Origin of the sequence: Roseateles sp. NT4 (assembly GCF_051857475.1) — a bacterium.
Taxonomy (GTDB): domain Bacteria; phylum Pseudomonadota; class Gammaproteobacteria; order Burkholderiales; family Burkholderiaceae_C; genus Pelomonas.
Map to the genome: position 1 here is coordinate 188,327 of NZ_JBPZGZ010000005.1, position 14,719 is coordinate 203,045.

General features: G+C 59.8%; 15 protein-coding genes. 14 read left to right on the forward strand and 1 reads right to left on the reverse strand.

The window, feature by feature from the left end; translation table 11 throughout:
- Window positions 1-25: 25 nt before the first annotated feature.
- Window positions 26-1,102, reverse strand: coding sequence for a type III secretion system cytoplasmic ring protein SctQ (sctQ, locus tag ACS5PN_RS26755; RefSeq protein ID WP_439467084.1), 1,077 nt, complete (start codon window positions 1,100-1,102; stop codon window positions 26-28).
- Window positions 1,103-1,341: 239 nt separating this feature from the next.
- Between sctQ and sctV the strand changes: the two genes are divergently transcribed.
- The 14 genes from sctV (at window position 1,342) to ACS5PN_RS26825 (ending at window position 14,702) form a co-directional block, all read left to right on the forward strand.
- Window positions 1,342-3,318 carry a type III secretion system export apparatus subunit SctV gene (gene sctV / locus ACS5PN_RS26760; RefSeq protein ID WP_439467085.1) on the forward strand — a complete coding sequence of 659 codons (1,977 nt, stop codon included), beginning with the start codon at window positions 1,342-1,344 and terminating at the stop codon, window positions 3,316-3,318.
- 62 nt (window positions 3,319-3,380) lie between these two features.
- Window positions 3,381-3,647 carry an EscS/YscS/HrcS family type III secretion system export apparatus protein gene (locus ACS5PN_RS26765; protein ID WP_439467086.1) on the forward strand — a complete coding sequence of 89 codons (267 nt, stop codon included), beginning with the start codon at window positions 3,381-3,383 and terminating at the stop codon, window positions 3,645-3,647.
- Window positions 3,648-3,658: 11 nt separating this feature from the next.
- A complete protein-coding gene (gene sctC, locus ACS5PN_RS26770) occupies window positions 3,659-5,437 on the forward strand; it encodes a type III secretion system outer membrane ring subunit SctC (protein WP_439467087.1) in 1,779 nt (592 codons plus the stop codon).
- Between the two features lie 44 nt (window positions 5,438-5,481).
- Window positions 5,482-6,537, forward strand: a complete 1,056-nt coding sequence (locus ACS5PN_RS26775; RefSeq protein WP_439467088.1) for an FHA domain-containing protein — start codon at window positions 5,482-5,484, stop codon at window positions 6,535-6,537.
- A gap of 126 nt (window positions 6,538-6,663) precedes the next feature.
- Window positions 6,664-6,855: a hypothetical protein gene (locus ACS5PN_RS26780; RefSeq protein WP_439467089.1), complete on the forward strand. Its 192-nt coding sequence runs from the start codon at window positions 6,664-6,666 to the stop codon at window positions 6,853-6,855.
- 99 nt (window positions 6,856-6,954) lie between these two features.
- Window positions 6,955-7,350 carry a hypothetical protein gene (locus ACS5PN_RS26785; RefSeq protein ID WP_439467090.1) on the forward strand — a complete coding sequence of 132 codons (396 nt, stop codon included), beginning with the start codon at window positions 6,955-6,957 and terminating at the stop codon, window positions 7,348-7,350.
- 4 nt (window positions 7,351-7,354) lie between these two features.
- A complete protein-coding gene (sctJ, locus tag ACS5PN_RS26790) occupies window positions 7,355-8,134 on the forward strand; it encodes a type III secretion system inner membrane ring lipoprotein SctJ (RefSeq protein WP_439467091.1) in 780 nt (259 codons plus the stop codon).
- Between the two features lie 44 nt (window positions 8,135-8,178).
- Window positions 8,179-8,814: a SctK family type III secretion system sorting platform protein gene (locus ACS5PN_RS26795; RefSeq protein ID WP_439467092.1), complete on the forward strand. Its 636-nt coding sequence runs from the start codon at window positions 8,179-8,181 to the stop codon at window positions 8,812-8,814.
- Complete coding sequence (sctL, locus tag ACS5PN_RS26800; RefSeq protein ID WP_439467093.1) at window positions 8,796-9,416, forward strand: type III secretion system stator protein SctL; 621 nt, start codon at window positions 8,796-8,798, stop codon at window positions 9,414-9,416. Before ACS5PN_RS26795 ends, sctL begins: the two co-directional genes overlap by 19 nt.
- A gap of 5 nt (window positions 9,417-9,421) precedes the next feature.
- The gene (locus tag ACS5PN_RS26805; protein ID WP_439467204.1) at window positions 9,422-10,774 is read left to right on the forward strand and encodes a FliI/YscN family ATPase; all 1,353 of its coding nucleotides are present in this window, start codon (window positions 9,422-9,424) and stop codon (window positions 10,772-10,774) included.
- Window positions 10,767-11,255 (forward strand): hypothetical protein, encoded by a 489-nt coding sequence (locus tag ACS5PN_RS26810; protein ID WP_439467094.1) that lies wholly within the window; start codon window positions 10,767-10,769, stop codon window positions 11,253-11,255. The genes ACS5PN_RS26805 and ACS5PN_RS26810 overlap by 8 nt, the downstream gene beginning before the upstream one ends.
- On the forward strand, window positions 11,248-12,027 hold the full coding sequence (sctT, locus tag ACS5PN_RS26815; protein WP_439467095.1) for a type III secretion system export apparatus subunit SctT: 780 nt from the start codon (window positions 11,248-11,250) through the stop codon (window positions 12,025-12,027). The genes ACS5PN_RS26810 and sctT overlap by 8 nt, the downstream gene beginning before the upstream one ends.
- Before the next feature lie 12 nt (window positions 12,028-12,039).
- A complete protein-coding gene (locus ACS5PN_RS26820; RefSeq protein WP_439467096.1) occupies window positions 12,040-13,068 on the forward strand; it encodes an EscU/YscU/HrcU family type III secretion system export apparatus switch protein in 1,029 nt (342 codons plus the stop codon).
- 404 nt (window positions 13,069-13,472) lie between these two features.
- Window positions 13,473-14,702, forward strand: coding sequence for a diguanylate cyclase (locus ACS5PN_RS26825; RefSeq protein WP_439467097.1), 1,230 nt, complete (start codon window positions 13,473-13,475; stop codon window positions 14,700-14,702).
- Window positions 14,703-14,719 lie beyond the last annotated feature (17 nt).

Consider the following 14,719-nt stretch of genomic DNA (forward strand, 5'->3'; position numbering starts at 1 on the left):
GTATGTCCCTTGCCGCGTCGAAGGCTTATCGGCCTTCGGTCGAAGCGAACTCGCCCACGCGCACGCCCAACTGATCTCCGACCGCCACCAACGTGCCTTTTCCCAGTAGGGTCCCATTGGCAGAGATGCGAACCGTTCCCTTGTTGATCGGATGGTTCAGTTCGAACACGTAACCGGGAAGGACGTTTCGAAGCTCGCCCACAGTGAACGGGATGCCGTCAAGCTCAAAGGTCAGTCTGACTTCCAGGTCCTCGAGGCGGTCCGAGGACGGCACGTCATCAGCGCTCTGAAAGGGGTCAGCATCCATCATCAGCTCCTCAATCTTTTCAACCTCGATGCGCTGACCTTCTGCCAGCGCAGTAAAACGGACACCTGCTTTCCCACCGAGATCCGCGGAAACCACGATTGCCGCCCCCTCTGATATCCAGTCTTCGATAGCCACGATGTCGCCCAAGGCAATGGACCGCATCTCCACCAGCTTCAAACTCGTCGATCCAACGCGGAATCGCAGGGGAAGCGCCACATGATCTATGGCGGAACTCATCGGCATAGTGGATCGGTCGGGAAGGGGTGCGAGCGCCGCCCATGCCGCCTGATCATCGAACTGGATTGTTCCGGTCCAGTTTGCGTTCTCTATCCGGAAGCTAACGACGTGGCCCGGCGCCTGGACATGTTCCAAAGGGGCGGCGAGAGTCCATTCGAACTGCAGGCCGGTGGTCCGCTCGAGGTCGTCCACGCAATCTGAAAGTGCGTTTGCAATGAGCACGCAGCGCAACTCCCTGGGGATCAGAGAGGGCGCCGGCTCTTCGACGAGCGCTGCCAAGCTGGGAAGGTCAATGCCGAGCCGCCCGGCATAAGGACCGATCTTGAACGCGTAGTGATCTAGGCCAGCGTGCGGAATGCCAACGTCAAGCCAACGAACGCTAAGCGATGCCTCGCGAGTCGCTACTGTCAGAGCCTGCGCGCAACGATGGTGAAGCCTATTGATTCCCAGTCTTGCATGCGGATCGATACGGAGCAGATTCGGCGCTGCGGAAAGCTCGGTGGCGGCAAAAGGGTGTGCGCCTGATGTGATGCGAAGGGGCGCTTCTTTTGTGGGCACGTTGGGGATCGATCGTCTTCATCCGGAATGTGGAGCAGCATAGTTACCGACCGACTTCGTGTATTTACGAAGAGTCGTAATGTGACAAACACCACGAACAGTCGTGGTTGTTGATTTGTCATTCGAGACCGTAGAGTGGCTCAGGAGCTTTCGCTCGCCCTGTGCCCTGTGCCAACTACATGAACACTCAAGGATCGTTGGGACTCACACGAACTCGAATCTGGAAGCTCGGGGCGTCGTTGAACAGCGACGTTGCATTGGCGGGGCTTCTCGTTGTCGTCGTGGCACTGTTCGTGATCCCCTTGCCGACGTCTGTTCTGGACGTGCTGATTGCGATCAACTTGGCGGCTAGCTTGGTTCTTTTGTTCGTTGCAATTTACGTTCCATCGGCAACTTCACTGTCTACATTTCCATCGCTGCTCCTTTTCACCACTCTCTTCAGACTGGCTCTCAACATCGCCTCGACGAAGCTCATCCTGCTGCAGGCGAAGGCGGGGCACATCATCGATACGTTCGGCAAACTCATCGTTGGGAACAATGTCGTGGTCGGCGGTGTTGTCTTTCTGATCATCGCAATCGTCCAGTTTGTCGTCATCGCCAAGGGCGCGGAGCGAGTGGCAGAGGTCGCGGCGCGATTTGCGCTTGACGCCATGCCCGGGAAGCAGATGAGCATCGATGCCGACGTTCGGGCCGGAAGCATGTCTGCTGCTGAGGCTCAGCAGCGTCGACAGGCCCTGGAGCAAGAGAGTTCATTGCACGGCGCAATGGACGGCGCGATGAAGTTCGTCAAGGGCGATGCCATTGCCAGCATCATTGTGGCGATCGTCAACATTGTTGCGGGTTTGACGATCGGCGTGCTCATGAAAGGCATGAATGCAGCAGATGCGTTGCACCGGTACGCGATCCTTACAGTGGGCGACGGCATGGTCTCTCAGATCCCATCGCTGCTCGTGTCAATCGCGGCTGGTCTGGTGATCACACGCGTGGGAGGCGCTTCCGGCGCACCGCTAGCGACGCAAATCGGCAGACAGTTGGCCGCGCACCCGCGCGCCCTTGTCATTGCCGGCATTGCTTTTAGTAGCTTCCTGCTGGTGCCTGGATTTCCGGTATGGGTCTTTGCTTTACTGTCACTGGGACTGATCGCCGTCGGTGTGTCGGCTCGGCGGGCGCATGAGTGGCGTCGGACCCCCTCATGGATCGCTCACGACGAAGGAGATCTGCCGCATGCGGTTGCGGCACCTTTGGTTGTGCGCATCGCAAGCGATCTTCATGCAGGGCTCGATCGGCACGAACTCGATCGGAGGCTGGCGGTGGGTAAGGGGCAGTTCGAGGGAGAACTGGGGCCCGTGTTCCCGCAGCTCCGCGTCGAGCGCGTGAGTGCGGTGTCGCGCTTCTCCTACGAGATCCTCGTCGAGGACGTCGTTGTGTCACATGGTGCACTTCGTCCAGGATGGACTTTGTTGGATCCCACCGCTGTGGTGGGAGTGCCTGCGGGTGCCGAGGTCGCAGAGCCGTTTGGTCCCTTCCCTCGAGCAGTGTGGATGCGTGGGAAGCACCTTGATGTCGCAGGTTGGTCCTGCGAGGAGGTTATTGCTCTTCATGTGGGTCATGTCGTGCGGAGCCATGTGCCACACCTGATTGGCCTGCAGGAGGTGCAAAGAATGCTGCGACTCCTTCAGGTCGACGCGCCCGAGGTGGCCACGGAGACGGTGCGCGCGGTCCCGACGCAGAGGATCGCCGAGGTTCTGAGGCGGCTGGTTCAGGAAGGCATTCCTGTGCGAAATGTGAGGGCGATCTTTGAGAGCCTCGTCATGCACTCGCCCCAAGAAGCTGACGTTATTGCGCTCACAGAGCGTGTCCGAGTCGATCTGGGCCGTTTCATCACAAGCAAGTACGCCCCGCATCGGCGTGTGGACGCCGTCCTTTTTGAGTCCGCTTTTCTGGATCGCGTGCTCTCTTCAATCGAACGGTCAGCCAGGGGAAATCTATTGCTGCTGGACCCCGTCGTCGCAAAGGATGCCCGCGAGCAGGTGAAGCGCCTTCTAGATGCTTCGCCATCGGGCACTGTTGTCGTCGCGTCTGTAGATACGCGGCGCTACATCAAGACGCTTTTGGAGCCCATTTCTCCAAGCCTGACTGTCCTGTCTTATCAAGAACTGGAGCCAGACGTGGCCATCAATCCAGTGGGATGGGTTGCAAACCCTCAGACCGTTTAGGCGCAAGTGATGCAAGACAGCTCGCTGTTCCATGGCCGTGTACTTGGCGATCCTTTGAATTCATGAACTCGCAAAGCATTCTAGATCTGACACGCGAAGGCCTGCAGTTGATCTTTTGGATCACTTTGCCCATCGTTTTGGTGGCGGCGGGATCGGCTCTTGTTGTCGCGATCATGCAGGCCGTTACGCAGATCCAGGACCAGAGCATTGGCCAATCTGCGCGCTTGATCGCGGTATTGATCACGATCGTGATCCTCGGCGCCTGGATGGGGCGTGAGCTACTCCTGTTCGGCGAGCGGGCTTTTGACGCCGTGGTCCGACTCGGATGATGGTGCCTCACATGTTCTTGCGCGCCATGGCGGCTCTGGTCCTCCTGCTGGCACACGTCCAGAACGTATGGTCGGCAGAGCTTGAGTGGACGGGGCGTCCGTTCCAAATTCTTGCGGATGAAAAGCCACTGGCCGATTTGCTCAAGGAACTTGCTGCGTCTCAAGGAACGACGGCAGTCGTTGATTCCAAAGTGACGGGAACCATCAGTGGCCGCTTCAACGGCGAGCCGATGAAGACGCTTGAAAGCCTGTGCTCGACCTACGGATTGAGCTGGTACTTCGATGGTGCCTTTCTGTACATCGATCCGTCGGCTGACGCCCGCAGCGAGGTGTTCTCGACAAACAATGCCGACGGGTTGATGCAGTCGTTGGCGCAGCTACGTATCCTTGACGCGAGATTCCCCATCTTGAGCGGCGGTCGCGACGGCAGTGTTCGAGTGACGGGCCCGAAGCGATACGTCGATATGGTGCGCCAGGTCGCTAAGCTCCTCGATGGTCGCAGTACTGTCAAGGATCCTTCTGAGGTCAGGCTGTTCCAGCTCAAGTACGCGTGGGCAGACGACTATCACGTCACCCGTTCGGGAAAGGACCTGGTCGTACCGGGTGTCGCGGGGACGTTGAAGCGGCTGTTCGCTCGATCGGCCCCCGCGGCATCGTCTTCGTCCTCCGCCAATCCGCGCCCGATGGCGGGTTTTCAGATCGGTGCTGACCGTCAGTTGAAGCTTTCGACTGGCGACGTCGTGAGCGCTCCGCGCATACATATGCCAGCGCTAGCACCCAGTTCGGAGCAGGACTCCCAAACACCACAGGTGGCGGTCAGCAGTGATGCTCCCGGGTACCCCCAGTTCGAGGCGGACGCCAGGCTCAATGCGGTGTTGGTTCGCGACGAGCCGGCACGCATGGCTCAGTATGAGCGTCTCATCGCATCGATGGACATCCGACCGCGACTCGTCGAGATCGAACTCACCATCATGGATGTCAGCAATGACACCCTTGAGAGCCTGGGTGTCGACTGGCGCGCACATACCGGTCATGGCGACTTCCAGCTCGGCAATGGAGGTAACTCTGCCCTGACGTTTGACTCTACATCCGAGGCCGGGCAGGTGGGTGGGGTGTGCTGCACGAACGGGCAGGGCGTGGCTGTTACGCCCGTGGGCGGTGTCTTCACGGCATCCATTGGCAACACGCTGCGTAACTATCTCTTGGCGCGAGTCAATGCACTGGCACAAAAGGGAGATGCTGATCTGATTGCGCGGCCGAAGGTGCTGACGCTCGACAACTTCCAAGCAAGTCTGGAGAACCTCAGTGACTTCTACGTCCGTGTCAGCGGTTATCAAGACGCCAGCTTGTTCAAAGTGACTACAGGGACTTCGGTCCGGGTTACGCCACTCATCGTTGACGAACAGTCGGGCCGAGGCGTCATGATGACTATCGATATCGAGGACGGAGGACTGGATGGTCAGAACGCCGTCGACCAGATCCCGGTTGTCTTGCGCAGGTCAGTCAACACTCAGGCGCTGATCGGCGAGGGCTCCAGCCTTCTGCTGGCTGGTTTCAGCTCGGAATCCAAGTCCAAGGCGACCACCGGTGTTCCGTTCTTGTCTGATGTGCCGGTGCTTGGCAGGCTCTTCAAGTACGAGCAGAAAAAGCTCACCAAACGCGAACGGCTGTATCTGCTCACGCCGAGGCTCGTCACCATCACCAACGTGGCTGGTGACCCTGGGCTTACGTCTCTGCCGACGCAGGAGGCCCCGAGGAGCCTGATACCGCCCGAGGGGAGGCGTCAATGAGAGCATCAAGTAACTTTCCTGCTTCGGTTTGGCGTCTGCGTTTCATGGACGGATCCATGAAGGGACGCACTCTTGAATTGCAGCCCGGTCCCAACGTGATCGGCTCGGCCGGCGACTGTGATGTCATGGTTCCGGGAGCAGAGGTGGCGTCGCACCATGTCTGCGTCCAGGTTGGGAACCTGGTGGTCTCTGTTCAAAGGATCGAGGGCGCAGCTGTCAGGCTGAATGGCGAGGAGATGGTTCAGACGCGACGCAGCCTTGTGGCTGGCGACGTCTTTGTTGTCGGCGCGGTCACGCTGCAATTGGAACGCGGTGAAGCGCTGACAGGTGAGATTGATCCGCTGTTTTCAGAAGCGGGCGTGGAGCCGTTGCACGCAGCACGTCGGGTGGACAAACCGCGGCGCTGGTCCTTTTGGTTGGGTTGCCTGCTGCTGGTGATCGCGTGCGCAGGGTTAGTTCTGGTCGCCATGTTCAGGCATGAACGCGAACCGGTGGTCGCTGGTATTGACCCCACGGAAGTGGCGCGTGCGCTGGTGGCCTTCGAAGAAGTCGAAGTTGTCACTGGACATGGTGGCCTTGTGCTTGTCAAAGGTTTTGTCGAATCTCAGGCGCGAAAGCGGCTTCTCGACCAGGCGATTTCTCCATTTGGCTCCAAGGTCAGATCCAGCGTGTACACGGTCGACGACTTGATTGAGCAAGCTCGTCGCTACTTGGGTAGTGCGGGCGTTGGAGTCGCCTATGCCGGGCACGGACGCCTCGAGGTGACCGGTGCGAGCGATGACGAATCACTTCGTCAACGAGTGAGGCGCCTTTCAGAGGATCTCTATCCAGCAGTTCGACTCTTCGACAAGGTGTCCTGGCGCAAGGCCGTTTCGGCAGCAAGCCCTGGGGACGTTCAGGCCCAAAGCGCCGCTTGGCAGAAGGCATTGCCCGGCGGTCTGGTCGGAATCATGGATAGCGAGAAAGGCCTTCGATCGATCCAACTTTCCAACGGATCTCGCTATTACGAAGGAGCACCTCTGAAGGCAGGAGGCGAATTGGTCCGCATCGAAGCCGACAAGATCATCGTCAACGGGATGAGTGATGAATCCCGTGAGTGAAAGTAACTGGGCAGGACGACCGTAGACGTCCTGATCAAGCAAGGAATTCCGGCATCGAGTTATGTGCCGTGAATGGCCAATGAACATGTCGTTCATTGGTGTCTTAGGCAATCATTGGAGTGTGAAATGGATACGATTCAAGAAATGCGAAATCTGCAGACTCAGTCGCAGGCGTTCTCTCTCGCCAGCACTCAGGTAACTGCTGGGATCACGAACTCGCAGACTCATGCGAACCTGGTGAATAAGAGCTACGAAACCGCTGGTGAAATTGCAAAGAACGTGGCGAACTCAATGAAGGACGTCGCGCGACAGGCTTAAGGAGTTTCAGGGCATCCAGGTTGCATCCCGGTTGCCGATCGCAGGCGGCAAGCTCACGCTTGCCGCCCCGAAGTGAAAATCTTTTGGAGTGGGCGTTAAATGATCAATGCAGCTACAGATACCGGCGTTGCTACTGCTGCAGGCCAGGCAGTCGCAACATCGTTGATTACCCCTGCGTCTGCGCAGCGCTTGCATGACACCCGCATGTTCTCTGCACTTGTGCATGGACCATCCTCCGTGAATCAGACGCAAGACTCGGGATTGAGGCATCTGGACAGATCTTTTTTCAAGCAGATCGCGGGTGAAGATTCCTTCGGCCAGATTCAGAGTCGAATGCTTCAGGCGTTCGATCCTTCCGATCCGATCAAGACCTCCTATGCCATGATGAGCAGCGGCATCGAGGCTCAGAGGTTTTTCACAACGCTGCATGTGTCAACGAGCCTTGCCAGCGCTGCGGTGAGCATGCTTGGTGGTCTGCTGAAGAACCAAGGCTAGTGGCATGACGTTTCATCGCTTGTCGGCCTGGCTAGCAGTTGCAGCGTCGGTGCTTGCACTTTCGGGTTGCAAGACGGAGCTATATAGCAGCCTGACCGAGAGTGAGGCGAACGAGGTCCTTGCAGCGCTGTCTGATGGCCACATCCGCGCGAGCAAGGAGAGGCTCGAGAACGGTGAATGGCAGATTCAGGTGGAAGAGCGAAGCGTTGCTTCAGCCGTTGATCTGCTGCGCAGCCAAGGCCTCCCAAGTCAGCGCTTTTCCAGCATGGGCGAAATGTTCCAAAAGCAGGGACTGGTTTCTACGCCTGCAGAGGAGCGCATGCGTTACATCTTCGCGGTGTCGCAGGAACTTTCGCAGACGCTGCGGTCTATCGATGGTGTCGTTCAGGCACGTGTGCATGTGGTGGTTCCGCAGAGCGACCCTTTGAGTGAGAAGGTCAGGCCTTCGTCTGCGGCGGTCTTCATCAAACACCGTCCCGATGTGGACTTGCGGCTTCTGACGCCGCTGGTCAAGGATCTGGTGGGCCATAGCATCGAAGGTATTTCACCGGACCAGGTGTCGCTGGCGCTTTTGGCTTCTTCGCCGAGGACCAACGGTGGTACGGACGCGGCTCCCAGCGAACCGCCCAGAGTCGAAGTGTTCGGGATGTCGCAGAGCGCGGTCCTTACTTTGCTTGTGGTCCTCATCGCAGGGGCCGTTTCTCTGATGGCCCTGCCGTTTCTCCTTGCGAAGCGTGGGATCGATTTGAAGACCTGGCTCGCTCGGGATGTGTTCCGTCGTTGAATTGAGTAGTCGTGGCGCAGGCTAGACCCCTCGACTTTGCGCGGTTGACGCTGCGGTACAACCTGCGCCCGGCATCGGGCCTGCATTTGAGCTGGATGCCAGTCGACTGGCCATTGGCTGCGAGCTCGAAGCTGCGATCCCTTTCCCCTCGATCGGAAGTCTTGCTGGGTGCCGCATTGGTGCAACGGCACGTGCTGCCAGACGCGAAGCGATGGGAATTTGAGTCGGGGCTGGCCAGGCTTTCCCTGATCGATGGCGCCAGTCTGAGAAGGTTGGCGTTCTATATGAGCTTGTGCGCGCATGCCTCCTTGATGCGTGCTCGCTGGAGTTCTGTGGGTTCGGCTTTGCGCCGGCAGGCGCGGCGCATCGACGCCGACGCGGTGGAGTTCGTTTTGGAGCGTACGCCGGAGCTTGTGAGCCTGCAGATGTCGGAAGAACAACTCAGATCGAATCCCCGAGGGATTGGTCGTCTGATGTTCGATCGAGGCTATCGCCTGCTGATAGGGCTGGCGACCGAGATCGATGAGGCGTGCGCTGAGCGAGTCGCGCTGAAGCTGCCGCGTCGCGCCGTCATGCTGGGCGCTGCGCGACTGACAGCTGTTCAAAGAGAAGATTTGGGCGAGCTTGTCATCGCCTGCCTTGTGCCGGAAAGGCTTGCGCAATGGGATTGGCTTTTCTAGTTTCTACGGAGAATCTGCAGCTGCTCAGTGAGCGCAAGGTTTTCAAGCAGGCGGAGTACGCGGTGCTTCTGGACGCTGCTGCGATGCTGGATGCGGTACGCGTTGAATGCGAGCGAATCAAGGCCAAAGCGTCGCGCGATGCCAGGCTGACGCTGGAAGAGGGACGTCTAGAAGGTGTGAGGCGTGCCCAAGCCGAATATGCTCAACGGCTTACGGTGGATGCACTCTCCATGCAACGGCAGTTGCATGCATTGCGTACAACGATGGCGGAGATCCTGGTGAAGGCTTTGGGCCAATTGCTGTCTGAAGCCGATCCAGCGCAGTTGCTCGCGTCGGCATTGCGTCGGGTCGATGGGCTTGTCCGCGCTGAGCCCTTCATCTCCGTGCGAGTTTCACCGGCGCAAGAGGCGGTGGCGCGTCAGGCTCTGGCGATCATGGGTGCAGAAGCGGCATGGCCTTTGGAGACGAGTCTGGCGGTGGACCCCGGCTTGCCCGCAGGCGCTTGTCTGGTGAAGACGGCCTCCGGGGTGCTCGAGGTGGGGCTGGACGCTCAGATTGAAGCCTTTCGCAAGGCTATCGAACTCTCGGGAGCCGGCTCATGAGCGAAATGACGGATCTGTCGCAGGCGTCCCGCGCCATTGCGGCCGATCTGGGACGTGTGTTTGATCGGGTGCACCCCGTAGGCATGCGAGGCCGGGTCAGCAAAGCCCTGGGCATGCTGATCGAAGCGACGGGTATTCAGGCTCAAGTCGGCGAGCTTTGCGAGCTGGTGACGCCTGGAGAGCCGCCGCTGCTGGCAGAGGTGGTCGGTTTTCATGGGAGCACGGTGATTCTGACGCCGTTGGGGGCGACGGCCGGGATTTCGACGCTTACCGAGGTGGTGCCAATGGGACGCGGACATGACTGTCCTGTCGGGCCCGCCTTGCTGGGTCGTGTCGTCGATGCGCTGGGACGCCCTATGGACGATCTTGGTCCTCTGGGGCTGCATGAGCGCGCGCCCGTTCAGCGCGATCCGGTGCGGCCTCTGGCCAGGCGTCCGATCGAGCATCCCTTGCCGACGGGAATCCGTGCGATTGACGGGCTGCTGACCCTGGGTACCGGCCAGCGCATGGGTGTGTTCGCGCCACCCGGGGTTGGCAAGAGCACGTTGCTGGGCATGCTGGCGCGCGGATCCACGGCGGACGTGAATGTGGTCGTCCTGGTGGGGGAGCGTGGTCGCGAAGTCCAGGAGTTCATCAGCGCCAATTTGGGAGAGTCGGGGATGCGCAAGACCGTGGTGGTGGTGTCCACGTCAGACCGACCGCCCATGGAGCGAATCAAGTCGGCTTACGTCGGGACGACGATCGCAGAGCATTTCCGCGATGAAGGCGCCAACGTACTTCTACTCGTCGATTCACTGACCCGATTTGCCCGCGCGCAGCGCGAGATCGGGTTGGCCAGCGGCGAGCCGCCGACTCGGCGCAGCTACCCGCCGTCCATCTTCTCCATGCTGCCGCGCCTGCTGGAGCGCGCTGGCCAGGGTGAGAAGGGATCGATGACCGCCATCTATGCGGTGTTGACGGAGGGGGAGGAAGACAACGACCCGATTGCCGAGGAAGTTCGCTCGATTCTGGACGGCCACCTGGTGCTTTCTCGAAAGCTCGCTGCCGCCGGGCACTATCCGGCGATTGATGTTCCAGCCAGCATCAGTCGCGTCATGACCCAGGTCGTGCCAGCAAATCACCAGGCTGCGGCCGCTCGTTGGCGAGCGCTCATGACCAGATATCAAGAGCTGGAGGTCTTGATCCAGTTGGGTGAATACCGCCAGGGAGGCGATGCGGTGGCGGATCAGGCGGTGCGGTTGCGCGAAGAGATGCAAAGCTTCCTTGCCCAGTCATCAAGCCAGTTGGTGCCGTTTGCAGGCGCAGTGGGTGATGTCGTTGGGTTGGCGAGGCGGTCAGAGGGAGCGTTGCATGATTGATTGGCGGCAGCTGCGCAAGCTGCGTGAGCACCGGCGAGACGCCGCCCTTCAGGTGGTGCGCACGGATCAGGAAGTGGTGGACGCCCGGGAAGCGGCCGTGCGGCGCGCGATGAAGCAGCTTGAGGATGCCGAATTCTCGAGGGAGAGCCACTGGCGAGCGGCTGCGGATCCGCAGGGACTCAGTGCCAGCTCGCTCGCCGGCGCCGCGCTTTGGAGCGGCGTGCTGGGCAAGCGCATTGACGGAGAGCGGCAAGCGGCAGCACAGGCACAGCAGGCGCATAGCCATAGCGTTGAAACGCTTGAGCGCAGCCGTGCGCTATTGCGCCAGGCCTCGGCTGCCGTGCAGAAGGCTGAAGAGGTGCTGCAGCGGGATCGCCGCCAGGCTTTGAGGCTTGAGGAGTCGCGGCTGGAGAGTGCCGGCGAAGATGCAGCGACGCTCTCGTGGTTGGCCCGCCGAAGTGGTCCCGGGCGTCGTGGATAGCCTCGAACTGACCACGATCGATGCCTGGATCGCGCCTTGCGCGTTGATGTTGCCACGTCTGTTCGGCGTCTTCGCTGTCGTTCCCTTCCTTGCAGGGGGAGCGATCAGCAACCCGATTCGCGGTGGGGTGATCTTTGTCCTGGCCATGTTTCTGTCGCCCTTGGCCGATGCGGTAAATCCTTCGGGTTTCGGAGGATGGATCTTGATCTCGAGCAAGGAAGCCTTCATCGGCGTGATGTTGGGCCTGGGCTTTGGCATGTTCATCTGGGCGCTGCAAAGCGTCGGCGACCTCATCGACTTCCAGACGGGTTCCGCCAATGCGACGTTCTTTGACCCCATTGGCGGCCATGAGGGCGGTCCGACGGGGCGCTTCCTGGGTTGGGTGGCGATCGCGACATTCATCTCCGTTGGTGGCTTGCTGGCCATGCTGCAGGTGATCATCGACTCATACCGCCTGTGGCCCGTAGGCTCCTTCTATCCCGATATGGGTAAGGTCCTGGAGCAATTCGCCATACGCCAGGGAGACACGTTGTTCGAGTGGATTGTGAAGTTGGGCGCTCCGGCGGTGGTCGCGCTCCTGCTTGTTGAGCTGGGCATCGGTCTGGTGGGCCGATTCGTGCCGCAGCTGAATGTGTTTGCGTTCTCACAGCCAGTCAAAGGCGTAGTGGCAACGCTGATGCTGCTGCTCTTCATGTATTCGTTGTACGACTGGGTGCTGGCGTTTCTCAGGCCGGAGAACGGTGCGCTTCGGTTCTTGAAGGACTCGCTGTAGGCCCGCTGCGGCATGAGCGCCAACAAAAGACACAAACCCACTCGACACCGGCTGCGCGAAGCGCGCCGAAAGGGTGACGTCGTTTTCAGCGCCGATGTGGCATCAACGGTGGTCTTTGTTGCGGCCATGCTGGCGGTGTTGCTGCTGAGCGCCACTGGGGTCTCGTTGCTGCGTGATTTGTGGGTGCATGCGACCCACGTGTCGCTCATGACGGCGTCTCGCGACCGACTGGGCGAGTTGCTCGACCATGCGCAAGCAGTCCTTCTCTGGATCGTGATTCCTTTGATAGGTGTCACGGTCTTGGCAGGGGTGCTGGGCTCGTTCCTTCAGGTGGGCGGCCTGTTTGCATGGGGGCGGCTGAAGCCGGACGTTACCCGGTTGTCGCCATCAAAGGGGTTGCAAAGGATCTTCTCGACGCGCAACGCCTTCAATCTTCTCAAGGTCATCCTGAAGGCAACGCTGGTGGGAGGATTGGTCATCCTGACCATCCGCGGTCGGCTGGACAGCGTGATCAACCTTGGATGGGTGCCTCCACAAGCCATCGGTCAAGTCGCCGCTCAAATCATCGCCACGCTGTTCGGAGTGGCTGCGGTGATCTATGCGGTGCTTGCCGGCTTGGACTACGCCCACCAGCGATACGAGCACGAGAAGAGCCTGCGCATGTCCATCGAGGAACTGCGTCGTGAATACAAGGACAACCAGGGCGATCCGGTCAACCGGGCGCGCCGGTTCGGTGCGCATTTCGAAGCCGTTTATGCGGGCCTCGCGGATCGCGTGGCAGTTTCATCGCTGGTCGTGCATTCGCTCGATTCGGCGGTTGCAATCCAGTATCTGGGAGACCGAGACCTGCCACGTGTTTTGGCGAAGGGCAGTGGAGAGGCTGCCCAGCGTCTTCGTGAGTTTGCCGTGGCGGCTCATGTGCCGGTGCGGCTCGACCCCGCTCTTGCAGAGCAGCTGTATGGCAGTGTCTCAGCAGATCAACCTATACCGCGCAAACTTTTCGCACCGGTTGCAGCTCTGCTTCGTGAGTTGCAGGGCTGAACCTTTTCGCGCTCGTTGCTGTGCGGCTGATTGGCACTGTTTCATCCATCGAACGCTAGGCGTGGGGGCCGGGCAGCCGTCTTCATGGTTGATTCCACTCACGGCTGAGACCTAGAGGCGACGCCTCATATGTCCAGCTTGCGCGATGTCGCGCTGGCGTCAGTCCCCCTTGATCGGGGGAGGGGGCGTGGCCCGCTGATCCGAATTCTCGGAGTGCCTCGCCATTGATGTGAGATCTGACGCTGTTTTGACTGTCGTGGTCATAGCTGGTCGGGTGGTCCTTTTGACGCCTGGAGTAGTAGCCGGTATGCGCATGGTTTTGATTTTCTTGGCATCGTGTGAGCGAAGACAGTTCCGCCGGGCTTGGTTCAGCGACCCGCTCGCTGCGTCCAGGTAGAAGTGCGATGGCTGAACCTTCTGACGGAGCAAAAGCGGGGGCTGTTCTCGCGAATCGAGCCTTTCGCTGGATGGCGGGTACTGGCAAGCGCGAAGTACCAGAAGTCTGGCGAGCCACGTTGCTGACGCTGCGTGAGCCCATTCGCTTGACGCTGCTGGCGCTCTTCTGGACTCAAGCCGTAGCGCTTCTCGTCTTTGGAATCAGCGGCGCGTGGTGGGCGGTCGCCTGGATGTTCACCGACTTTGTGCTGTTCGTTCTGCGAATCGTCCTCAATCGACGATTGGAGATGGCAGAGGCGTTGGCGCGCAGGCTCCCTGCGAGGCGAGTGTTTGCTTTGCATTCGATTTGGATCGCCTCCATCGCCATCGGTGCGGGAATGACGGTCTGTCAGCTGGATTTGCGGCTGACCGTGCTGGGTACGATTTTGCCGGTGGGCTTCTGTGGATACGTCGTTTCGCGATGGCAGGCGTTTCCCCGCTGCGCCATGATGTTTATTCACTTTCTGTGGATCGGGCTCTGTGTGGGCTTGTGGGCTTCGCCCCTACCTGAGGTTGGAATGGTTGCTTGGTTAATTCCTGCCGGCGGGGTCGCTTTTCACATGCTGCTGCAGGCAAATCACGAAATCCTGCTTGGGGCGCTGAGGGCGCAGCAGGAGAACCGTCGGCTGTCGATGCATGACCCGCTGACCGACCTTCCTAACCGATTGATGTTGCACGAGCGGCTCGCGACACTTTGCAGACGGCTGCAAGAGTCGCCTCTAACTGAGGCTCGCTTTGCGGTGCTGTGTCTGGACCTCGATGGCTTCAAAGCCATCAACGATCGCTACGGTCACATGGCTGGAGATTGGCTGCTCAGAAGCGTTGCGGACCGCCTTCGACAAGCGGTCAGGGGCAACGATTTGGTTTGCCGTGTGGGCGGCGATGAGTTTGTCGTCTTGCTTCCGGACGCTGACGAGACTGCGGCAATAGAGATCGCGCAAAGGTTGCTTGTGGCTGTGAAGCTTTCGCATGACCTCGGTGGGTTGGTGACGGTGCCGGGAGGGGCAAGTGTTGGCATCGCAATCGCGCCGAGGGATGGCATGGCTTCGGAGCAGCTTCTCGCCATTGCAGACGATGGTCTTTATGCAGCAAAACGTGCTGGTAAGGGGATCTGGCGTATGGGTGATCGATTTTGTGGAAATCCGACAAGTCTTGACGAAGAACTTGTCGCCTGCGCTTCCATCGAAGTAGGTAGGTAGGCCGGGCCAAGCTCATC